Source organism: Candidatus Sulfotelmatobacter sp. (assembly GCA_036500765.1).
Classification (GTDB): domain Bacteria; phylum Acidobacteriota; class Terriglobia; order Terriglobales; family Acidobacteriaceae; genus Sulfotelmatobacter.
Window position 1 is genome coordinate 208,284 of sequence record DASYBM010000011.1, and the last position, 21,578, is coordinate 229,861.

The following is a 21,578-nucleotide window of genomic DNA, read 5'->3' on the forward strand; positions in this document are numbered from 1 at the left end:
GAACTCCGGGTCCCTTGCGTCGTCCTAGTTCCGGGTCCCCTCTGCGAGGAACAAAAACCGAGTGCTTGCCAGGCGTTTGGGCGGTAGTAGTGTGTGTGTCATTTTAGCGTGGAGTCTGTTCGGCTGTGGCGGATCCAGTACGCCTACGCCGCCGTCGGTCATTCAACAGCCCAGCAGTCAAACTGTGACGATTGGGCAAGTGGCGGCGTTCAATGTTACCGCTGCCGGCGGACCGCCGCTCGCTTACCAGTGGCAGCAAAACGGGCAACCCATTCCGGGAGCGACCCAGTCCTCTTATACGACGGCGCCCACCACGACCGCGGACGACGCATCGCAGTTTCTAGTGGTGGTTAGCAATTCCACAGGTCAGGTGATAAGCGCAGCAGCTGTGCTCTCGGTACATCCACCACCCGATGTGACTACTTTTCATAACGATAACCTGCGGACAGGCCAGAATGGGAGCGAGACTTATTTGACCCCGCAGAATGTCAGCGCTGCGACATTTGGCAAAGTGGGATTTCTGCCCACGGATGGTAAGGTCGATGCGCAGCCCTTGTACTTGTCCAATGTATCCGTGCCGGGATCGGGAACTCACAATGTGGTTTACGTGGTCACCGAACACGACAGCACCTACGCTTTTGACGCCGATACGTTCGCAATGCTCTGGCAGGCCTCCGCTCTGGAGGCAGGAGAAACCTCCAGCGACGACCGCCAATGCTCCGACGCTGTGACTCCGGAGGTGGGAATTACCTCTACCCCTGTGATTGATCGCAGTCAAGGCCCTAATGGGGCGATTTATCTGGTTGCGGCAACGGAGGACAGCGGCGGCAATTATCACTTTCGACTGCACGCTTTGGATGTGGCCGCCGGAAAGGAGTTATTTGGTGGACCGAAAGAGATTCAGGCGCAATATCCAGGGACGGGGGACGGGACAAACGGGGTAAGTGTGGTATTCGATCCCGCACAGTACCTTCAGAGGCCGGCGCTGTTGTTAGCCAACGGGACAATCTATACCACGTGGGCTTCGCACTGCGATGTTGAGCCGTATACCGGGTGGGTAATCGGCTATAGCGAGTCCACCTTGGCACAAGCGAGCGTCTTGAACCTCACGCCGAACGGGAACCACGGAGGCATTTGGATGGCAGGAGACGGACCTGCCGCCGACAGTGCGGGCTACGTGTATTTGATGGACGGAAATGGCTCGTTCGACACGGCTCTGAATAGCAACGGGTTTCCAAGTCAGGCAGACTTTGGCAATGCTTTCGTTAAGATTGCACCGACCGCTCCCCCAACAGTAACGGACTTTTTTGCCCCTAGTAATACGGCCGTTCTGTCAGTCGGCGATTTTGATATCGGGTCGGGAGGCATCTTGTTGTTGCCTGACCAGGTTGATGATGCGGGCAAAACGTGGCATCTCGCTATGGGATCGGGGAAGACGGGGATGGTATACGTGGTGGACCGGGACGACATGGGAAAGTTCGATTCCACGGTTGACAATATCCGGCAAGAGATTCCGCCATGCTGTCCGATATTCGGCGGGCTTTACGGACCCATGTTCTCGACGCCGGCGTATTTTAATTCAACCGTATATTTTGGGGCGGTGGGCCAGCCGATTGAGTCGTTCTCGGTCTCCAATGCCCAGCTTTCTTTGCCGTACAAAATGCTCTCGAGCAATTCATTCCCGTATCCCGGCGCCACACCCAGCATTTCGGCTAACGGAGTCTCCAATGGTTTGCTTTGGGCTGTGGAGAATGGAACGAGCGGAATACTTCACGCCTACGATGCCACCAATTTGGCCAACGAGGTCTACAATAGCGGTGTCAATGCCGCGCGCGACCAATTTGGATCCAATAAGTTTATCGTGCCCACGATCACCAACGGCAGAGTTTACGTCGGGACCCCAACGGGGGTCGTTGTTTTCGGACTGTTGCCTACTACGCGATAATCCCTAGTCTCGACTTCGCCACACCTGGCATATCATCGAGTGCAGGAACTTGTCTGGGCTCACGGCATGGCGACTGTGTCCGCGGCGCAAAATCCCTCTAGAGTCGGGTGGGCGATCTTTCGGGTCTACGGTCTCGACTCGTTTTGTTGGTTCTAACTCCAGTGGCAAGGAGCCAAAAAATATGCAACCCAAATACAGAGTGTTGGATAACTGGCCAGTAGTAGGAATATTTTCCCTGAATATGTATCGGACGATCGCCGTTGTCCTCCTCGCGAGTTCTAATTTGATTGGTCAGGTAGGAGGTACCCATACCTGCGTGGTGGATGGCCTTAAATACATGACCGTTCAGGCTGCGGTCGCCGAGTGTGCGGGAGGCGGCTTGGTCGTAATCCCGCCGACCTATGCGGGAGAAGAGCCCAGTGCGAGTCCGAATGTAATGGATTTCCGCCACGCCGAACGCGTTAAGGGACTTACCCCGGTTACGGAATTTGGCGTGAAGGGCGATGCCGTAGCGGGAAGCAACGGGGCCAGCGAAATCGGTTCTGCTTCGTTCACGGCAGCGTCGGCTGCGTTTTCGTCAGGCCGTGACGTCGGAAAGGCGATCGTCATCACAGGCGCTGGACCTGAGAATGCCTCCCTCACAACGACGATTAAAACTGTCGTCAGTCCTACGCGGGTGACATTGGCGGCGCCGGCGGAATTCACAGCCGGGAACCTGACCTACTGGTATGGAAGTGACAACACGTCTGCACTCCAGGCGGCTTATAAGTCAGGGAAACCGCTGTTCTTGCCGCCGGGGAGATACTTGTTGACGGGGACTGTGAAAGGTGCAACCCCCCTGTTCTTGACGGGTGCGGGGGCGGAATCGGTCCTTATCGACGACACCGCCCTGTTTGACGTGCACGGGACTGGCGGGCACTACCTCGACAACTTGCGGCTACAGGCGGCCACAAAACTTACTGCAGTTGCACCGAATGGATTTCCGACCCCGCACGCCGGTACGCCGGTGGCAGTCGACCGACAGGGCGCTGGCGTTGGATACCAGCCGGAGCCGGGAGATAAAGATATCTGGGCCAAAGCGTCGAAGCAGCAGCAAGCGCAACGAATAGGTCCGACCCTAACCATGTCGTCGGATGGAATCCATATCTACCGAATCACCGGCGATCTGGTCTCGATTTTGCTTTTCGATGTGCAGTTTTCTGAAGTCGCGCTCTGTGATTTTCGGGGCGGCAGGAATTTTGTGGGCGGTATCGCTCTTTGGCACACACCGAAAAATGGCCAAATGAACCGGCAAGACAGCATTCACAATAATACTGTGCGATATGCCAGCTTCAGTGGAATCGTGTGGGCGGCTGCGGAAAAGGTTTCTATCCGGCATAACGTGGTCGAATTTAGTGGCGAGAGTGGCTTCAAGAATTATTCCAGCCAGGGAGATGGAACCTACAACACGGAAATCCTGGTGGACAACAATCATAGTGAGCATAATCATTACGACGGATTGGACTTGTCCGAGACCTATCCCCATACGGGGACACAGAGAACATCGTCGGTGGTTTCGGGAAACTTGAGCGCATTCAATGACAGAACCGGGGCGTTCGGGGACGGAGTCGGATGGAAGTTGATCTACAATGCTTTCGAAAACAACGGACTGGCGGGGATGTCGCTGGACATGTCAGACAGCACTATTTCGGGGAATACTCTAACCCACAACAACCGGCTCCACGATCGCAGTGCACATCAGATCATCCTGGGGCCCGGCGTTGCCAGCCGAAACAACGTGATTGAACAAAACCGAATCACGGCGGAGGCGGCGGAAGGGTCTGCTATCTTTTGGTCGGCGGCGTCCTCCGGAAATCAGATCAGCAATAATGTTGCGACTGGAGGTGCGGTCTTCAAGTTTGAAGCGCCTCCGGCTTCATCGCATGGCAACTCGGATAGTCGTGGCCGCTATCCGGATCGATGAAGATATTTTGGATTAAGCGCCGATATGGCTGATCGACCTATCGTGAACTGAGAGGCCGCGCTCCGGGACTTTTTCTAAAGGGGAATGTTTTTCTTAATTTACGCGCAACTTTTTTCTCGCAAATGGGTTCGTCTTCCCAATGCGCTTATTTGCTACCGTTATCGGGCGCGGTGTCCTCATTGCGAGTTTTTAGCAGCGAAATATTACTTGAACAGCATGTCTTTGGGCTGGATGGCGAGCCGCGCTCGCGTGCAACGAAACGGATTTTCCTTGTGGAGGGCGCTTCCATCCGCTTAGGGAAATCCCGCGCAGAGACCGCTCCCGCGGCATTGATGTCACTGGAGGAATAGGCAGTCGTGAGGATAATCACGAAAGGGTGTGATGCGAGATGCCAGCAACTGGTTTGCGGTTGACACCCGATGCGTTGGCCTCTACGCTATAGGTGAGTTCAGCTTCAGATTCGGCCAGGCGACGACAGATTACAAAGTTGAGCCAAGCGAATTGTGGGCTGCTTCCCTTCCATGTGTTGGCGCCATCACTCCGCTGGCGAGTCGCGCAGTGCGGACAAGTCCTGCACCCAGACGTGCGCAGCAAAAGTTCTCAAAGTATTGGGCCAGCAAACCCGGGCGAAGTTGCATCCAAAAATTCGAGAACAGAGCTAACGTTTCGGTCCATGCAGATCTGCCCGATCGATTTGGAAGGGTAGTAATGGTACAGCTTTCGATTTTGCTTTTGACGAAGAACGGCGCGCCCGACCTGGAGCGCTTGCTGCCCGCAGTTTATGGTCAGGAAGGTGCGGAGCCCTTTGAAGTGATTGCGGTCGATTCCGGTTCGACCGACGACACGATGACCGTCCTGCGCCGCTTCCCGGTGCGAGTGGAGCACATTCCCCCTGAGGAATTTCGTCACGCCCACACCCGGAATTTTGTTGCTGGCCTCGCAAGAGGAAAGATTCTGATCTTTCTATCGCAGGACGCTGTACCCACTTCCGATGACTGGCTGAGAACGATGATCTCCAATTTCGAGGATCCGAAAGTGGGAGCGGTGTATGGACGGCAGTTTCCCAAGCCGGGCTCTTCGCTGGAACGCCAGGACGCACTTGATGCGGTCTATGGCGAACAAAGGGTTGTGAAAGACCCGGCCCATCGCAACGGTGTGGGATATCGCTTCTACCACTTTTCCGACGTGAATGCTGCGATTCGCCGCAGCGTATGGGAGGCGGTGCGCTTCCCGGAAGATCTGAAGGTGTTCGAGGATCTGGGTATCGCCAAACTCATACTCGATGCGGGTTGGAAGATTGTTTACGAGCCCAAGGCTGCCGTATTCCACTCACACAGCCATACCACGGTCGGCCTATTCAAGCGCTACTTCGATATTGGTTACACGCTGAAGCTGTTGAAAATCTGGGATGCTCCGGGAACGAGAAAATCGCTGCTTCGTGACGGGCTGAGATTGGTGAAGAGCAAAATCAGGCGCATCGGAGACCGTTCGCCGGAGCGGGCGCCGGAAAGAAAACTGGCGGGGCAAGGCATCCGGCAAGATATCGCAAAGTCGGCTGGACTATTTCTAGGATTGAATCAGAGTTACATCCCGCTTGTGCTGAAGCGGCGGCTCAGCGCATTTCGGGTATATGAGGGAAACAAAAAAGAGGACAAAATCAGGCGCTTCGTCATTCTGCTATAGGAAGAGTCGATTTTTATGATTCGCAGTCGCCTTAGTTATGTCAGCTTTTACCTGAAAATCCTAACGTTGTTGCTGCCTGCCTGCGCATACGCCATCGCGGTGAAAGTGCGCTTCGGTTTCAATCTTTTCTTTCCTCATAGCGCCCCCGGGGGGTTGCCGTCGTACTGGGGCATAATGCTGCTGACCACGATCGTGTGGGCGATCGTCGCGGAAGAGTCGGGGCTGTGGCAAGTGGAGCACTTGTACGCGCCGGGCAAGAAAAGCCGCCGATTGCTGGAGGCGCTCGCCTTCACCTACGCGATTGTAATGGCGCTGGGTTTCTTGTACCGGCAGGCAAGCTACTCGCGGCTGGTCATTGGCATCAGCGCGGTGGCGCTTTTTGTGCTGGCGACTGCGGCCCGCATCGCCTTCCGCGTATTCCTGGAATTTCTGCGCAAGAGCGGCAGGAACGAAGTCAGGATTCTGATGGTCGGAACCGACCGGTTCGCGCGCCGCATAGCGACATCACTGCAAAACGGCGAAGTTTTTCCGTGCAAGGTGGTCGGCTTTGTGCGGTTGCCGGACCAGGAGATCGCCGTCGAAGGACCGGTGTACGAGGCCGATCAGATTCCAACATTCTCTAATGGGCACTCCATCAACGATGTGATCATTGCGCTGCCCGCCGGCCGTTTAGGCGACGTGCAACAAATCACTCCCGCGCTGGAGAAGTTGTGTGTGCCGACAAGAGTCGTCGTCGATCTTGGGGAAGGTGTGGGAGTGCGTGATCGTCTGATCGACTTGGGTGGAATTCAGATGCTGGATCTGCGGCCTACGCTGGCGGAGACGGGTTCCTATCTTTTTCAGAAGCGGGCGTTTGACATTGCGTTGTCGATCATTGTGCTGCTGGCGACCTTGCCTCTGAGCATTTTGGTTGCAATCGCCATTAAACTGACGAGCCGGGGTCCGGTTTTCTTCAGACAAGAACGTGTGGGACTTAACGGAAATGTGTTTCGAATGCTAAAGTTTCGCACCATGCGGATGGGGACGCGGGAGGAAGAAGCTACACGTTGGACGTGCGAGGATGATCCTCGGCGAACCGCCGTGGGAATTTTCTTGCGCAGAACGAATCTGGATGAACTGCCCCAATTCATCAACGTGTTAAAGGGGGACATGAGCATCGTCGGCCCGCGGCCGGAGCGTCCCCATTTCGTGGAGAAATTTCTTGACGAATTCGACCGCTATAACTTCCGGCATACCTTCAAAGTCGGTATCACGGGCTGGGCGCAAGTCAACGGCTGGCGCGGCGATACTTCCATCGGGAAGCGGGTCGAATTCGATCTCTACTATCTTCGTAACTGGAGTATCACCTTCGATTTGCAGATCGTTACCATGACCTTGTTGCGTATTTTCAGCAGCAAGAATGCGTACTGATCTGCCGCTTGCGACGCCGGCGTCGTTCTTGTTTCCGCTGCTTCTGTCTCCGGTCTCCGTTTCAGGGCAACAGAGTTGCTGCGAGCACAAGAACATCCGCATTATTCGGCAACGTGATGCTCTCCAAGGTCTTCGTCGCATTCAACGGAAACTGGTACTCATACAGGTTGAACGTGCGATTGTCTTTGGTGCCATTGTCGAAATTGCGATAAGCCATGGCGACGGCTTCCGATTCGCCCTTGTATTTTTGCGGGGTATACCAGTCGCTGAAGCTTTGAACAAATTTTGAGCTGGTTCCGTCGGTGTAGTTCACGGTGAAAGTTTGGGATGCCTGGTTGCCCTCAATAGCAGTCCCAAAGATCCTTAGTGCGGAATACCGGCCTTGCGTCAGCGAAATCGATTGGCCGCCGCAACGGACTGCGTCTGGGACATTCGCGGCTCCGAAGTTGAAGAGTATCCCGTTAAACACTCGGGACGCGGTGAGCAGGTTCGCGGAATAGGAATAGCCTTGGCCATCGAGACCGCCGGTGGTATAGCTCGAACCGTCCGCGTAGATTCCATTTACCGCAAAATCTGCGGACAGATTTACAGGCGTGCCCATTCCAGTCTTACCCAATGCTGCACTTACCGCCAGAGTGAGAGTCAAGGTTTCAGTGATGGTGCCAGACGTGCCGGTTACGGTGACAGACGTGAAACCGGTGGCGCCAGAGGCGCTGGCCTTAAACACTATTCTTCGGTTGTTCCCTGTTCCCTGGATTGAAGCCTGGACTCCTTTCGGAAGAGTCGAGAGAGTGAGAGTTACCGCGCCGTTAAAGCCGCCGATGTCCTTGATGGTGATCGCGGCGTTGGCCGATGAATTCTGGTTCAGGAAAACGCTGCTCGGTCCCGAGAGTGTAAAGCCAGTGCTGCTCACGGCGGTATTGATCGCGCTGGCGTATTGCGCGGCCTTGCCGGTGCCGACGAAGTCGTCGTAGAGCCACATGAATCCGCCGGTGATGCCACATTGATTGTGCCAGCCAGTCATAATGCTCTGGACCTGGCTGGGCGTGTCGTCCGCATCCCAGAGACCCGGAAAGACGGGAACCGCACCGAAATTCCATCCCACGCAGGGATTGTTTCCGCTGCCACCGGCATAGGCTTGCAAGTGCACGCCGTCGGCGGTGCCTGGTAGCTGGCTGTTGATCTGCGAAACCACATTCGTCCAGTAACTGCTGTCGTCGAAGGCGTCGGGCAGGACGTGATAGCCCAGTTGGCCGAGCATCACGCCAAATGAAATCGTGGTAGAAGAATTAAAGCTGTTCTCGTCGTCGAAATCAATGGCATCCAGTGCGGGAATGGCGGCTTTCAGGGCCGCGAAGTCTTTATAAAGGATGCTGGTCGGGCCCGTGCCTTGAGAATTGACCAGGGCGGTGATGTCTTCCCAATCGCCGTAGTTGGAAGAACCAATGCTGAACGTGACCCGCTTTACAGTGCCCTGTTTCAACTGCGCCATGTCCGAGGCAAAGTTGGGATAGTACTGATTGCCGACATATACTCCGCCGGAGGTTAAGGGAAACTCTCCGTTGAAATTCAAGTCGCCGGTGCTGCTGACCTCGACACTCCAGACGATGGCTTCGGTGAAGCCGGAATTCTCGATTTCGGTGATGTTGTTGGCCGCATTCTTATAGAACGGGCCACCGCCGAAGATGCCGGTGTATCCGGTCTGAGCCGACGTTGGAATGCAGAATGTCGTCACCAGGAAGATGAAGAGAAAGATTGCAGCGCCGAGCGGGGCGGCCGGACGGGAAGAGTATAGAAACCGGATTCTCATAGGAGCCTCACCTAATCTGCTGAGTCAACGCTGGATAAGGCTCCCGCCGCAATGGGCGCGACCCTTCGCCTTTTGACAGCGTTAAAACCCTACCTGTCTCCTCACTATTTTGTCTATCCCTCGAAAGTTTTTTCGTCTTGGGGCCGTACCGCTTCGCGACGTTGTAGGAGAATGAAGGCATGACTGGGGTGAGGATGGATGTCTGGCTGTGGGCAGCGAGATTTTTTAAGACGCGGCCCTTGGCGAAGCGGGCCTGCGAACTGGGCAGAATACTTTCCAATGGGCAACCGGCTAAAGCGGCGCGCGAAGTGCGGGTGGGAGACCGATTGCGCGTGAGTAATGAGGGCGGAGATTTTCAAATTGAAGTCCTAGCGCTCAGTGAAGCTCGGGGGTCGGCGGCGGTGGCGCGGACACTCTATCGCGAAAGCGAGGAGGGCCGGGAACTGCGGCAGAAGGTTGCGGCAGAGCGGAAGGCGATGCGGGAGTTCGAATTGCTGCCGTCGGGGCGGCCATCGAAGCGGGACCGCGCGCATATCATTCGGTTCCGCGGGCGGTCATAGGGCAAAACCACCGAGGGCCCCGAAGGCACAGGGAGATCACGCAACCGATCCCAGATGCTTCCGGCAGAGAAATATTTCAGACTCAGGCAGCCGCGAGTGTCTCACGCGCTTCTATCAGCATTCGCATGCCATATTTTGGCCGCAGCGTGATGAGCGGCTCGGGTTCTACCCGGTGTCCGGGAACCAGCGTCAATTTCCATTTCTGTGCCAGGGTCGCGAGCAGGAGTACCCCTTCCATCCAGGCAAACGATTCACCGATGCATTGGCGAACTCCGGCGCCGAAGGGAAAATAGGTCAGCTTGGTTCGGCGCGATCGGGCGTCAGGCGTGAAGCGTTCGGGATCGAAGCGAAGAGGATCGGGAAAGAAGCGGCCGTCGCGGTGACTGATGAACTGGCTCATCAGCACGGTCGTCTTGGCGGGCAGGAAAAAATCTCCTAACTGAAAATCGTTGCGCGCGTAGCGGCCCATGGCCCACGCGGGCGGATAGAGGCGCATCGATTCGGCCAGAACCATTTCCACATACCGCAGACGAGGGACATCATCGAAAGTGGGCAGCCGGCCTTGGAGTTCGCGATCGATTTCCTGGTGGAAGCGGTGCTCGCACTCTGGATTCTGCGAGAGCAGATACCAGGTCCAGGAAAGTGCGTTAGCAACTGTTTCGTAACCCGCGAGAAAGATTGTGATGACCTGATCGCGCAGCGACTTCTCCGCGCTGGGACTTTGATCGGGCGAAGAGGCGAGCATGAGATCGAGCAGGCTGCCGTCATGAAAGCCGCTCCGGCGGCGCGCGGCGATCATCCGGTAGACGACAGCGTCGATCCGCTTACGTGCACGCACAAATGCAGCCAGGCCCGGCGGCCGCAGGTGCACCAGCCATTCCGCAGCCGGCAGCATGACCAGAAAATTGTAGAGACCCATGATGCGGTTGATGGCGCTGGCCAGTTCGTCGGCCTCGTCGCCGGCTTCCCGATGAAGATCGGTGGCGAAGAGGGTTTGTGCGATCACGTTGAGCGTGAGATGCATCATGTCGGTGGCGATGTCGCGTTGTTCGCCGGGACGCCAGCGATCGCGCAGATTGGCGGCTTCGCGGACCATCACGTCGGCGTATGCCGGAATGCGCTGGCGATGAAACGCGGACTGCGCGACCTGCCGCTGCGCGCGATGTTGCGCGCCTTCGCTGGTAATCATGCCTGCGCCGAGCAACATTTTGGTGCGCCGTACGGTGCGTTCTTTGATGAAGTTGTCGTTCTGCACCACGAGCACTTCGCGAATGTAGTCCGGATGATTCAGGAAGACAATGTGATGCCAGCCGATTTTGTAATGCGCGATGTCACCGTAGTCTTGCGCCAGTTTTTGGAAAAGGAAGATCGGATTCGCCGGACGCAATCGGCGGAGGGCGAACCAGAGCAGGTTGCGCTGGAAGCCGGGCGGAAAGCGGTAGCCGATGGGAACCCGCACATCGTTGCTGGCCGCAGTCGCCATTTGGTTAGTTTACTTTGTTTTGCGGAGGGCGGGGGCTGTGGAGTACCGGATGCTCTCGTCCAGGTTGTACGGGGAGAACGTCGGAGTGGATAACGGCTTTCCACTCGAACGATGTGGCCGCACGCGTCGCTTCGCTCCGCGGGGCGGATGAGGCGTCCGCCCCCTCGAGCCTATCGTACCGACGGAGGCGATTTCTGCAACTGGTCCAGTTCGGTCAGAACTTCGGCGCTGTGGTGGATGGGATCGACACTGGTATAGGACTTCGCGATTTTGCCGTTCGGATCAATCAAGAACGTGTGACGAGCGGCGAACTTCACTACGCCGAAATTGGTGAGCGATCCGTAGGCGTCGGTCACTTTGTGGTCAGTGTCTGAGAGCAATTTGAAGTTCAGGCCTTCTTTGGCGCAAAACTTTTTGTGCGAATCGACGCTGTCGAGGCTCACGCCCAGCACGGCCGCATTACGCTCGGCAAACTTGGGTTGATCGACCTGAAAATTATGTGCTTCGCGGGAGCAGCCGGGAGTTTGATCTTTAGGATAGAAGTAAAGGACGACCCACTTCCCACGATAGCTTTTGAGGCTGACAGGAGCAGACTCCTGAGAAAGCAGGGTGAAATCGGGAGCGCTGCTTCCTTCTGAGGGGGGCGCCGAACGCGACAGGAGGCGGGGGACGAGTACGACCAGCACCACCACTACTATGAGCAGCAGCACGATCCGTAACATGGAATCCTCCGCTCGCTAGAGTCCAGACACTTGCTATGCGAACTCCAACTCAATCTTCTTCGTGGCGCGATCGAGCTTCACGATTCGAAAACTGCGAACCTGTCCGGTGCGCACGGGTTCGGCCTTGGCGGCAGCGCCAGAGCCGCTTTTCCAGCGTGCTTGCAGCATGGAAGTCAGCGAAGAAAGATCGGCTTTGGATTCTTTCGGCGCTGCTTCCTTGGCCTGGGTTGCGGCTGTGTTGCAGTTGGCGTGGATTCCTTCGCCGAGTTCCACGCGTGCTTGATCGGCGGAATCATCGGTTTGCATGAGCCGGCCCGTGACCACATCGCCTTCGTTGTGCTCGGCGAGGTATTCGTCGAGGCCAGTCGGGACTAGTTGCTTCATGCCCAACCGCATCTGCCGTTTTTCCAGGTCGATGGCGATCACTTGGGCCTTGACGATTTGCCCCACGCGAAGCACGTCCGCCGGCTGGTTGATTCGTTTTTCGGCGGTGATGTCGCTGACGTGAACCATACCTTCAATTCCCTCCGAAAGTTGCACGAAAGCGCCGAACTTGGTGAGGCTGGTCACCGGTCCCTCGACTGCCGAACCGATTTGGAAACGTTGCGCAATATCGGTCCACGGGTCGCCCAGCGCCTGCTTAAGTCCCAGAGAAATACGGTGCTCGACGGCATTGACTTGCAGAATGATCGCCTCGACGATCTCGCCGGGCTTTACGACGTCGCTGGCTTTCCGAATCTTGCCCTTGGACCACGACATCTCGGAAATATGAATCAGGCCCTCGATGCCGGGCTCGAGTTCGACGAATGCTCCGAATTCCATGAGGCGCGTCACAGTGCCGCGCACGCGGTCGCCGGGCTTGAATTTCGTGGAGACTGCCTCCCAGGGATGCGGTTGCAGTTGCTTCAGACCAACTGAAATGCGGCGCTTATCGCCTTCGGATGCGACTTTGAGCACTTTCGCTTCGAGTGGTTGCCCCACTGTGAGCACGTCAGCCGGTTTGTTGACACGCCCCCAGGCGATGTCGCTCACGTGCAGCAGCGCGTCCACGCCGCCGAGATCGACGAATGCGCCGTAGTCGGTAAGGCTGCGCACGGTGCCGCTGACCACTTCCCCTTCTTTGATCTGCGAGTAGAACTTGTCCTTTGCTGAACGTTCTTCTTCCTCGGCAACGGCGCGGCGATCCACGACGACGTCTTCATCGGTCACGTCGAGCTTGATGATGCGGCAGCGGATTTCCTGGCCGACCAACTTTTCCATCTCGGCGGCATCGCGAACTCCGCTACGCGAAGCGGGCATGAAGGCGCGCACGCCTACGTCTACGCTGAAGCCGCCTTTGATGAGGCCCGTGACGGTGCCGAAAATCGTGGCTTTCTCGGCGAAAGATTTTTCGAGGCCGGTCCAATCCATGGGGCGCTCGACTTTGAAGCGCGAAAGTTCGTAGTAGCCATCCAGATCGCGGCCCTTCACCGTGACCAGGGCCTTGTCGCCGGGCTTCAGCGTTTCTCCTTGCAGCGCGGTCAGCGGCAGAATGCCTTCCGATTTGTATCCAATGTCAAAGAAGACCGACTCGGCGTTGACGGCGATCACTGTGGCCTGAAGTTGCCGGCTACCGTCGGTTTTGCGCGAACTGCTCTTCTGATACTGCGAGAGGATGTCGCCGAAATTTTCTGTGTTTTCGGGGACGGGTTGGGTTTCTGGATTGGGCGTCACTGGATCAGACATGAAAGGTTGCAGCCCTCGTCGCGGGATAGGAATTACTTAGGATAACACTGCGGAAGTGCAGTGCGCCTTGGTACTCCGGATGTTCTTTGCAAGCTTGCGATTTCTTGGCGAATTTTGCGGTTAAAGCTTTTGATCGCAAGTTCGCGAAAAAACGCCGCTAAGAACGCGAAGGAGAGCTCTCCCTAGATTTAATGCGAACCCCATTGTGGATCGTCTTCTGGCCTGACGATTTGGCCGTCGCGCATGTGGATGATGCGGTTTCCGTACTTCGCGGCTTCTGGGTTATGCGTAATCATCAGCACGGTCTGACCTAGTTCCTGGTTCGACAGGCGCAACATCCCCAGCACGATGTCGGAATTCTTGGAATCAAGATTGCCCGTGGGTTCGTCAGCCAGTACGATGGCGGGCCGGTTGATGAGGGCGCGCGCCAGGGCCACGCGCTGCTGCTCGCCGCCGGAGAGTTCTGACGGGCGGTGCCCCAGGCGCTTGGTCAGACCCAGCAGGTCGGTGATGCGGTTGAAGTGCCCGGGGTCTGCGTTACCGTTGCCGGAGATTTCCTGCGCAACCTCAATGTTGGAACGGGCGTCGAGGGTGGGCAGCAGATTGAATTTCTGAAAGACGAAGCCGATCTTGCGCTTCCGCATACGGGTTCGTTCGGCGTCGGAAAGTTTGGCGAGATCGTCGCCATCGAGCACGACGCTGCCGCCGTCAGCGCGGGTGAGTCCGCCTAATAAATAAAAAAGCGTTGATTTTCCGCTGCCCGAGGGACCGACTACGCTGACGAACTCGCCCTTCTGGATGCTGAAGGAAATGCCGCGCAGGGCTTCGACCTCAATTTTGCCCACGTGATAGGTCTTGCGCAGGTCTTTCGCTTCAATGAATGCGGGGCTCATGCCTGATAAGAATCTTACACGATGGGCATTCTTGGTAGCGCTGGCGTCCCGCCGGCTCGCGAGAGCGTACTCAAACCCTGTCAGGGGATCCGGTGCTCGGCTGGTGTGGGGGCGCGGCATCCCCACGACAGCCGCCGAGACGGCGGCGCTACGATTTGCCTAGCTGAATAAATAAAGGAGTTCGAAGTTCAGGCTGCGCCGATTTGGTTGGGAATTGGGTTGGGCCGTTGCTGCATGCGTTTGGGGCCGCGCTTGCGCACCAGCAATAGCCGAATGCGTTCCAGCAGGTCGACGGGCGCGTACATGCCCTTAGTGAGAAAAACGTCGGCCTGCGAGTCGTGATCGTAGATGCGGACTTTGCTGGAGATAAGAATCGCAGGCGTGTTCGGCGAGAGATCTTTGATCTGGGCGATCAGTTGAGGGCCATCGAGACCAGGCATCGCCATATCGGCAATCACCAGGTCGACACCGCCTTGTTGGAAACGCGTTAGAGCATCTTCTCCGCGCGAGAAACTTGCCACGCGGTAGCCGCGGGTTTCCAGCATGATTTTGCGGTGGGAAAGCGACTGTTCGTTGTCATCGACACACAAGATCGTGCGCTTGGGTTTCATCAGCCTTTCGCAGTCCATTGGCGCGATGGAAACGGCGAGTCGCGAAAACCAACAGAAGCTTTTCTCAATATGAAGAATGTCAGAGCGAGATGAATGCTAACGGGAAGCCGGCGCGCTGTAAAGTGCCGCCGATGCTAATGGGACGTTCTAGCTATTGATTATTGTGGAGTGGGTTTCGTGTCTGTGTTTGCGGCAGCTTGCGCAACTTGGATTAGAGGAAAAATTCGGCGCGCATGACCTCAACGGCGTTGCCGCCGACGCGAACGTTAACTACCCGGTTATCGTGTCGCTTTTCGTGAATGGACGAGCGCACAAAAATACGGCTCGGACGCAGCATCTCAATGCCCTGCTCGATCAGGACGCGCTCATCCGGTTGGGCGACTTCGTGCCTTACCATCCACGCGGCGGCGCAACCTGCAGCCGACCCGGTGGCCGCATCTTCGCCGTTGTAGAACAGCATGCGAGCATGCAAACGGGCTGCCGGATCGACGATTTCGCGAGACACGAAGTAAAAGAATTTTCCGCCGGTTCTTTTCAGATACTCGCTGCCGCGATTCAGGTCGACCCGCAAGTTCTGTAGGACAGCCAGGGATTTCAGAGGAACAATCGTATAGGCGATTCCCGTCGAGACAGTTTCGATGGGGAGCGCGGGATCGAAATCTTTCACGTCTAGTCCCGTCGCATGGGCAACTACCTCATGATCGTGCTGCATGCCGAACACAGGATCGATCTGCGTCATTTCTCCGAAGATTGGCTCACCCGGCGAATCTTCGAAGCGGACGGGAACCTTGCCTACGTTCAACTCGAGCACGATCTCTTTCCCGCCGGATTCTGCGCGCAGCGCAAACGCCGTTCCCAGCGTGGGATGGCCAGCGAAGGGTAACTCTTCCTGTACAGTAAAAATTCTTACGCGCAAGCCCCGCTCACGCTCGGTTGCAGCGTCGCGTGGAAAAATAAATGTCGTTTCCGAAAGATTCATCTCCTTGGCGATCGACTGCATCTCCGAGTCGCTCAGTCCTCGGGCGTCAGAAAAGACGGCGAGGGAATTGCCTTCGAGCGCTCGCGAAGTAAAAACATCCCATTGCGCCATGGCCAGACGCCGCCACGATTTAGGCATGAACTCTCCAGGAATTTCGATGTCTTCGCTGTCAAAGAAACGATGCGAGGCCTGTGGCTGGCGATGCAGAAAAGTTCAAAGAGGAGGAACTTCGCACCTATGGGGCGTTTGACACCCATTCTCAGCGCTTCTATCCTAGCTAACATGATTCTGCGTACTCTCCATTCCGTCGAATGCGCGATGTATTGTTGTCGTCTGTCGCCGGCGTGTGGATAGGGAATCAGCGAGATTCTTCCCAGCCCACCCGGTCAAAAACGGGTGGGTTTATTCTTATCCGCTTTGCCAAGTCTCAAAATCCGGGAAGGCCGATTCGAATCCTGTGCGAGTCGAAAATCATCATTTGAAATAACCTTTGAAAATCGTCTTCACGAACTAACTTCACGAGTTAAAAGAAGGAGATCATCAATGACTACCGCGACTGAAACGAATACAATTCCCCGCATTAACGACACGGCTCCCGACTTCACCGCCGAAACCACGCAGGGCACGATTCACTTTCACGACTGGATGGGCGACGGCTGGGCGATTTTATTTTCTCATCCCAAAGACTTTACCCCGGTCTGCACCACCGAACTTGGATACATGGCAAAGTTGCAGCCGGAATTTGCCAAGCGCAACGTGAAGATCATTGGCCTGAGCGTCGATCCTGTCACCAACCACAGCAAGTGGGCTGCCGATATTGAAGAGACACAGGGTGCGAAGGTGAATTATCCAATGATCGGCGATCCGCAGTTGAAGATCGCAAAGCTTTACGGCATGCTGCCCGCCGAGGCCGGCGAAACCTGCGAAGGCCGCACTCCCGCCGATAATGCAACGGTGCGCACAGTTTTTGTGGTCGGGCCGGACAAGAAAATCAAGCTGCAACTCAGCTATCCCATGACGACGGGGCGGAATTTCGACGAAATCCTGCGGGTGATCGACTCCATGCAGCTCACGGCGAAACACAAAGTGGCGACGCCAGTGAACTGGAAGCCGGGCGACGACGTGATCATTACCGGCGCAGTTTCCAACGAAGAGGCGCAGCAGAAATTTCCGGGCTTCAAGACGGTGAAGCCGTATTTGCGAACGACGGCGCAGCCGAAGTAGTTGTGAAACGTGGTGAGTGATTAGTGGTCGGTGGTCAGCAGGTTCCGATTCGAGAGCGGGGCACCGATTACTGCTCACTGCTCACTGCTCGCTGTCCACTGGCACGGAAGCGCATGCGGTCCGGTGATCGTCCCGGTCTTCAAAACCGGCGGGCGGCGGGTTCCCCCGTCACCGGTGGGTTCGACCCCCACTCGCTTCCGCCAATTTTAGTTTCACCCTTTCGGGTCGTTCGTCGTTCTCGGGTGCGCCACCCGCCCTGAATAGTCTCCGGCTTGCGGACTATCACTTATTGAATGTGTTCCTGCCGGAACACATCGTCATGACGGGGAAGGGTGTACGCTTGTGTCATGACAGCTAAGACTAAGAAAGCAAAGCGGCGGGAGGGCAGCCCGGTCCGGGAAAGGTCCCCTGGCTGGGGACAGAGGGACGTTCACCAAACTGTGTTGGGCGAAAACGGGTGAACGTCCCGTCAGATGTCCCTTTTTTTCAAATCCCATGATACAAGCAGCATCAGACCCGCCCTTGCGAAAGCGCAAGGACGGGGCACCCACAGTTCTGGAACTATACGCAAGGTCAAGAACTGAAGGGATGGGCCACCCGCCTCGCGGTGCTTTGTTGTGGCGATTACACCGCCGATTCATGGGCCTGATTGTGATGGGATTGGCGGGCGTTTTGCGGTGCCGATTGCCGGCACGGAAGCGCGGCGATGCGGGCGTGGGGCGGGTGGCCCGGCCTTGTCCTTTTGATTTAGCGTCCGGCTCCAGAACTGTGGGTGCCCCGCTCTTGCGTTTTTTGCAAGGGCGGGTAGGATGCTGCTTGTACCATGAGATTCCCAGCCGAGTCAAATTCGGCGCTGTCGGCAGCACCGCCACCCACCCTCGCACAGGACGCGAGGATGGGGCACCCGCTGTGTTGGTATCGGCGACATCAAAGGCTGGGCCACCCGTCACCCGCTGTGTTGGTATCGGCGACATCAAAGGCTGGGCCACCCGTCCCAGACTGGAAGCCCAAGTGCGGGTGTCGATAATGCATCCGGCGGCCCGACTGGGAATGTGATCGGTATCAACTACAACAGTTTCATAACGACGTATCCAAATTTTGGAGGACCCAACGGCCAAGTGAGCATGATGTTTCATGAACTGGATCATAATTATGAGGGAACAAGTGGACCGGACAGCGGTAGGGTAGACAATATGGCGCATGCGGCTCAGATAGAGAATGATTGTACGTATCCGCAGGTCGCGACTCAGACCTCGACGGGGCCAGACCAGATTCCTAGCTCTCAATGAGAATGATAGAAGAGATTCCACCGGAAGGGAGGATGCGAAACGTGAACCTACCAATCGTACTCTTACCAGTGCTTCTACTCTTTTCTGCCGAAACAAACATCCAGCCAGCGATCGCGAACTTGGAACTGCAGTCGCTGAAAGCTGAGTATCGAGCGGGAGAGAAGATTCAGGTCGAATATAAAATTCAAAACGTTGGCGGCGCCCCTTTCTATATGAATCCGAATGTCGCTCAAGTTGGCGGCATGGATGCGGGCGTTCGGTTGGCGCTCTTCGATGAAGCTGGGAATCCCGTTTCGGGACAGATTGTTGGAGATGTACCCGTTCCTGATTATTCGAAAGTTCCGGATCTCTGCGCCTACATCCGAGAGCGATGGCTCTTGCTGAGGCCAGGAATGTTCTACGGACTAAACACGTATTATCCTACAATTGTGACCCTAAGACCTGGACGATATCGGCTCTTGGCCACCTACTTCAACAACCTGCCGAGTCTGGTAACACCTGCGCAAAGAGAATCCATGGATTCCCTGCCCTATCCGGTACTCGTGAAGGAACTTCAATCGAGGGATGTCTGGTTTACGGTCGTAAAATGATGGTTGACAACAGTGGGGACAATCAGAATCCGCCGCGTGTGCTGGTTGGCGCTGGGATTGACAATAATATGGACAACCCTAAGCGAGCGGTTCGGCCCAGGCTCGGCGTCGTCCGAATGTGATCCGGCACCTCGGGTCCGATTTAATCAAACTAAGCGGCTCAACAGGCCAGTTCAGGACCCTCCATGCCTTGCAGGAAAGTTCGCGCGGAAAAAAATCACCGGCTATGCCCGACCAATCATGTTTGCGAGGAATCCGACCCAACACTTGGGACCTTGAGCGGGAATCTGGTCTGCGATCCTTCGCAATCCGTTAGCTGGTTTGGTGACGCCTTTAATGTCCTACGTTGCCATCCGTGGCCTTGCATGTTGTTGAATTTACGTTTCTGAGCGGGTTCGACCCCCACTCGCTTCCGCCAATTTTTCGCAGGCCTCCTTCAGCAATTCTTCCGACACTTCCCAACAACACATAGTCCGGCTGTGGCGTGCTGTCCGGTAGTGGACATTGGGTTCCAGCAACGGACACTGGACCTGGCACCCGTAAACATGACTTCAGGCGTATCTCCCAATGCTTCAGGCACTTAGATCTTTCCGCCATCTGGAAGACTGGGTGCCACTGCGTTACTGATGGATATCGCACGCCCAGAGTTCAAGCGCCAGAAACTGCGCCGCCAGATTATCGGCGGAGTGGTCGCCGCCGCGGCGGTTGCGGTATTGATCCTGGTTATTCTGCGACTCAAGCCGGCTGCGCCTTCGGTGGAGCGCGGGACCGTCTGGACCGACACGGTGAAGCATGGGTCGATGCTGCGGCAGGTGCATGGGCCGGGGTCGCTGGTCCCGACGCAGGAAGCGGTTCGGCAGATTCCGGCCGAGACCGAAGCGACCGTTGTGCGCATTCGCATGTTGCCGGGGTCGCAGGTGAAGGCGGACGCGATCCTTCTGGAAATGAGCAATCCTCAGGTGGAGCAGGCGGCGGTGGACGCGCGCCTGCAATTCCAAGCGACGCAGGCGGAGTATCAAAGCTTGAAGGTGAAGCTCGAAAGCGATCTGATGACGCAGCGAGCCGGCGCCGCGACCGTGAGCGCCGACTATGGGCAGGCGTCGCGTCAGGCGGAAACGGATAAGGCGCTGTATGACCTGGGAGTGATTTCAGGGCTGGCTTACAAGGCGTCGAAGGGGAAAGCGGACGAACTGACGCTCAGGAACGATCTGGAAAATCAGCGGCTGGCGATCAACAAGAAGGCCATCGAAACGCAACTGGCGCAGGAACAGGCGAAGGTGGATGAGGCTCGGACGCTGGCTGAGCTGAAGCAGAAGCAACTCGATGCGTTGAAAGTCCGCGCCGGCATCGACGGTGTGCTGGTGGATCTCCCGTTGCAGGTTGGGCAGCATGTTCAGCCCGGAGTCATGCTCGCGAAAGTGGTGCAGCCCGATCACCTGATGGCGGCATTGAAGATTGCCGAGACGCAGGCGCGCGACGTGCAGTTGGGTGAGCCGGCGGCGATCGACACCCACAACGGCATTATCGGCGGGACGGTCATGCGGGTGGATCCGGCGGTACAAAACGGAACCGTAACCGTGGACGTCAAACTTACCAGCGAAATGCCCAAGGGCGCGCGGCCCGATTTGAGCGTGGACGGCACGATCGACCTGGAGCGCCTGGACAATGTTCTCTATGTGGGGCGACCGGCATTCGGACAGGAGAACAGCACGATCAGTTTGTTCAAGCTGGATTCCGATGGCAAAGAGGCGACACGAGTGCCGGTAAAAGTTGGACGCGAGTCGGTGAATTCGATTCAGGTTTACGAAGGGCTGCATGAAGGCGACACCGTCATTCTTTCCGACATGTCACGCTGGGACAAGACCGACCGCATACGGCTCGAATAACAGGCAGACATCTAACGGGCACATATCCGGAATTAGAAATTACAACCGCGAGGGACATCGCCTATGACTGACGCCGGGCAGACGCTAATCCAGATACAGGAGATGACGAAGGTCTTCTACACCGATGAGATCGAGACTCATGCGCTGTCGGGTGTTCACCTATCCATCGCGAAGGGGGAATATGTGGCCATGTCGGGGCCGTCGGGCTGCGGCAAGTCGACATTGCTGTCGATTATCGGCCTGCTCGACACGCCCACGACGGGCAGTTATTCGCTGAATGGGAAGTCGGTGGAGAATCTGGATTTCGCCGAGCGCTCGCGGATTCGCAATCAGGAGATCGGATTCATTTTCCAGAGTTTCAATTTGATTGGCGACCTGACGGTGTATGAAAACGTCGAGCTGCCACTGACTTATCGTCAGCGGATGACTACGCCGGAAAGAAAGAAGCGCGTGATGGAAGCGCTCGAACGCGTAGGCATGGCGCACCGGGTGCGGCATTATCCGTCGCAACTCTCCGGCGGTCAGCAACAGCGGGTCGCTGTGGCGCGTGCTTTGGGCGGCAAGCCTTCTATCTTGCTGGCGGACGAGCCGACCGGAAACTTGGATTCGCGCAATGGCGATGCTGTGATGGAGCTGCTGCAAAACCTGCACCGCGAGGGTGCGACGATCTGCATGGTGACGCACGATCCGCGCTTCGCCAAGCACGCTCAGCGCGAGGTGCATCTGTTCGACGGCAAAGTTGTGGCGGAAGAAGAGCTGCAGAAACTGATGGCCGATACGCACGCATGAGCGGGAGGAAGCGGCG

16 protein-coding genes and 1 tRNA gene are annotated in these 21,578 nt (G+C 56.6%); 10 read left to right on the plus strand and 7 right to left on the minus strand.

Annotated elements, in window-relative coordinates:
• Positions 1-91: 91 nt before the first annotated feature.
• The 4 genes from VGM18_14470 (at position 92) to VGM18_14485 (ending at position 7,001) form a co-directional block, all read left to right on the plus strand.
• Positions 92-1,945, plus strand: a complete 1,854-nt coding sequence (locus tag VGM18_14470; protein ID HEY3974207.1) for an immunoglobulin domain-containing protein — start codon at positions 92-94, stop codon at positions 1,943-1,945.
• A 181-nt stretch (positions 1,946-2,126) separates the two neighbouring features.
• A complete protein-coding gene (locus tag VGM18_14475; GenBank protein ID HEY3974208.1) occupies positions 2,127-3,908 on the plus strand; it encodes a right-handed parallel beta-helix repeat-containing protein in 1,782 nt (593 codons plus the stop codon).
• 708 nt (positions 3,909-4,616) lie between these two features.
• Positions 4,617-5,591, plus strand: coding sequence for a glycosyltransferase (locus tag VGM18_14480; protein HEY3974209.1), 975 nt, complete (start codon positions 4,617-4,619; stop codon positions 5,589-5,591).
• A 15-nt stretch (positions 5,592-5,606) separates the two neighbouring features.
• On the plus strand, positions 5,607-7,001 hold the full coding sequence (locus VGM18_14485) for an undecaprenyl-phosphate glucose phosphotransferase (GenBank protein ID HEY3974210.1): 1,395 nt from the start codon (positions 5,607-5,609) through the stop codon (positions 6,999-7,001).
• A 61-nt stretch (positions 7,002-7,062) separates the two neighbouring features.
• Here VGM18_14485 and VGM18_14490 read toward each other — a convergent pair whose 3' ends face one another.
• Positions 7,063-8,811 carry a hypothetical protein gene (locus VGM18_14490; protein HEY3974211.1) on the minus strand — a complete coding sequence of 583 codons (1,749 nt, stop codon included), beginning with the start codon at positions 8,809-8,811 and terminating at the stop codon, positions 7,063-7,065.
• Between the two features lie 179 nt (positions 8,812-8,990).
• Here VGM18_14490 and VGM18_14495 point away from each other — a divergent pair, with 179 nt between their 5' ends.
• Positions 8,991-9,371 (plus strand): RNA-binding S4 domain-containing protein, encoded by a 381-nt coding sequence (locus VGM18_14495; GenBank protein HEY3974212.1) that lies wholly within the window; start codon positions 8,991-8,993, stop codon positions 9,369-9,371.
• A gap of 82 nt (positions 9,372-9,453) precedes the next feature.
• On the opposite strand, the gene VGM18_14500 is transcribed toward VGM18_14495, so the two are convergent.
• The 6 genes from VGM18_14500 to VGM18_14525 form a co-directional block, all read right to left on the minus strand.
• Positions 9,454-10,854: a cytochrome P450 gene (locus VGM18_14500; protein HEY3974213.1), complete on the minus strand. Its 1,401-nt coding sequence runs from the start codon at positions 10,852-10,854 to the stop codon at positions 9,454-9,456.
• Between the two features lie 170 nt (positions 10,855-11,024).
• A complete protein-coding gene (locus VGM18_14505; protein ID HEY3974214.1) occupies positions 11,025-11,576 on the minus strand; it encodes a peroxiredoxin in 552 nt (183 codons plus the stop codon).
• 33 nt (positions 11,577-11,609) lie between these two features.
• Entirely contained in the window at positions 11,610-13,301 is a 1,692-nt protein-coding gene (locus VGM18_14510; GenBank protein ID HEY3974215.1) for a S1 RNA-binding domain-containing protein, read from the minus strand.
• A gap of 188 nt (positions 13,302-13,489) precedes the next feature.
• Positions 13,490-14,194, minus strand: coding sequence for an ABC transporter ATP-binding protein (locus tag VGM18_14515; GenBank protein HEY3974216.1), 705 nt, complete (start codon positions 14,192-14,194; stop codon positions 13,490-13,492).
• A gap of 188 nt (positions 14,195-14,382) precedes the next feature.
• Positions 14,383-14,805 carry a response regulator gene (locus VGM18_14520; GenBank protein HEY3974217.1) on the minus strand — a complete coding sequence of 141 codons (423 nt, stop codon included), beginning with the start codon at positions 14,803-14,805 and terminating at the stop codon, positions 14,383-14,385.
• Between the two features lie 211 nt (positions 14,806-15,016).
• Positions 15,017-15,922 carry a PhzF family phenazine biosynthesis protein gene (locus tag VGM18_14525; GenBank protein ID HEY3974218.1) on the minus strand — a complete coding sequence of 302 codons (906 nt, stop codon included), beginning with the start codon at positions 15,920-15,922 and terminating at the stop codon, positions 15,017-15,019.
• Positions 15,923-16,327: 405 nt separating this feature from the next.
• On the opposite strand from VGM18_14525, the gene VGM18_14530 reads away from it, so the two are divergent.
• The 5 genes from VGM18_14530 to VGM18_14550 all read left to right on the plus strand — a co-directional run bounded on the left by VGM18_14530 (position 16,328) and on the right by VGM18_14550 (position 21,562).
• A complete protein-coding gene (locus tag VGM18_14530) occupies positions 16,328-17,008 on the plus strand; it encodes a peroxiredoxin (protein HEY3974219.1) in 681 nt (226 codons plus the stop codon).
• A 105-nt stretch (positions 17,009-17,113) separates the two neighbouring features.
• A tRNA-Sec gene (locus VGM18_14535) sits at positions 17,114-17,211 on the plus strand.
• Positions 17,212-18,338: 1,127 nt separating this feature from the next.
• Entirely contained in the window at positions 18,339-18,887 is a 549-nt protein-coding gene (locus VGM18_14540) for a hypothetical protein (protein ID HEY3974220.1), read from the plus strand.
• A 626-nt stretch (positions 18,888-19,513) separates the two neighbouring features.
• Positions 19,514-20,773, plus strand: a complete 1,260-nt coding sequence (locus VGM18_14545) for an efflux RND transporter periplasmic adaptor subunit (GenBank protein HEY3974221.1) — start codon at positions 19,514-19,516, stop codon at positions 20,771-20,773.
• Positions 20,774-20,836: 63 nt separating this feature from the next.
• Positions 20,837-21,562 carry an ABC transporter ATP-binding protein gene (locus tag VGM18_14550; protein HEY3974222.1) on the plus strand — a complete coding sequence of 242 codons (726 nt, stop codon included), beginning with the start codon at positions 20,837-20,839 and terminating at the stop codon, positions 21,560-21,562.
• Positions 21,563-21,578 lie beyond the last annotated feature (16 nt).

Bases quoted from the DNA above. Each gene is read 5' to 3' on its own strand.
- VGM18_14475 (HEY3974208.1), top strand. From the start codon at position 2,127: ATGCAACCCAAATACAGAGTGTTGGATAACTGGCCAGTAGTAGGAATA.
- VGM18_14480 (HEY3974209.1), top strand. From the start codon at position 4,617: ATGGTACAGCTTTCGATTTTGCTTTTGACGAAGAACGGCGCGCCCGAC.
- VGM18_14485 (HEY3974210.1), top strand. From the start codon at position 5,607: ATGATTCGCAGTCGCCTTAGTTATGTCAGCTTTTACCTGAAAATCCTA.
- VGM18_14490 (HEY3974211.1), bottom strand. From the start codon at position 8,811: ATGAGAATCCGGTTTCTATACTCTTCCCGTCCGGCCGCCCCGCTCGGC.
- VGM18_14495 (HEY3974212.1), top strand. From the start codon at position 8,991: ATGACTGGGGTGAGGATGGATGTCTGGCTGTGGGCAGCGAGATTTTTT.
- VGM18_14500 (HEY3974213.1), bottom strand. From the start codon at position 10,854: ATGGCGACTGCGGCCAGCAACGATGTGCGGGTTCCCATCGGCTACCGC.
- VGM18_14505 (HEY3974214.1), bottom strand. From the start codon at position 11,576: ATGTTACGGATCGTGCTGCTGCTCATAGTAGTGGTGGTGCTGGTCGTA.
- VGM18_14510 (HEY3974215.1), bottom strand. From the start codon at position 13,301: ATGTCTGATCCAGTGACGCCCAATCCAGAAACCCAACCCGTCCCCGAA.
- VGM18_14515 (HEY3974216.1), bottom strand. From the start codon at position 14,194: ATGAGCCCCGCATTCATTGAAGCGAAAGACCTGCGCAAGACCTATCAC.
- VGM18_14520 (HEY3974217.1), bottom strand. From the start codon at position 14,805: ATGAAACCCAAGCGCACGATCTTGTGTGTCGATGACAACGAACAGTCG.
- VGM18_14525 (HEY3974218.1), bottom strand. From the start codon at position 15,922: ATGCCTAAATCGTGGCGGCGTCTGGCCATGGCGCAATGGGATGTTTTT.
- VGM18_14530 (HEY3974219.1), top strand. From the start codon at position 16,328: ATGACTACCGCGACTGAAACGAATACAATTCCCCGCATTAACGACACG.
- VGM18_14545 (HEY3974221.1), top strand. From the start codon at position 19,514: ATGGATATCGCACGCCCAGAGTTCAAGCGCCAGAAACTGCGCCGCCAG.
- VGM18_14550 (HEY3974222.1), top strand. From the start codon at position 20,837: ATGACTGACGCCGGGCAGACGCTAATCCAGATACAGGAGATGACGAAG.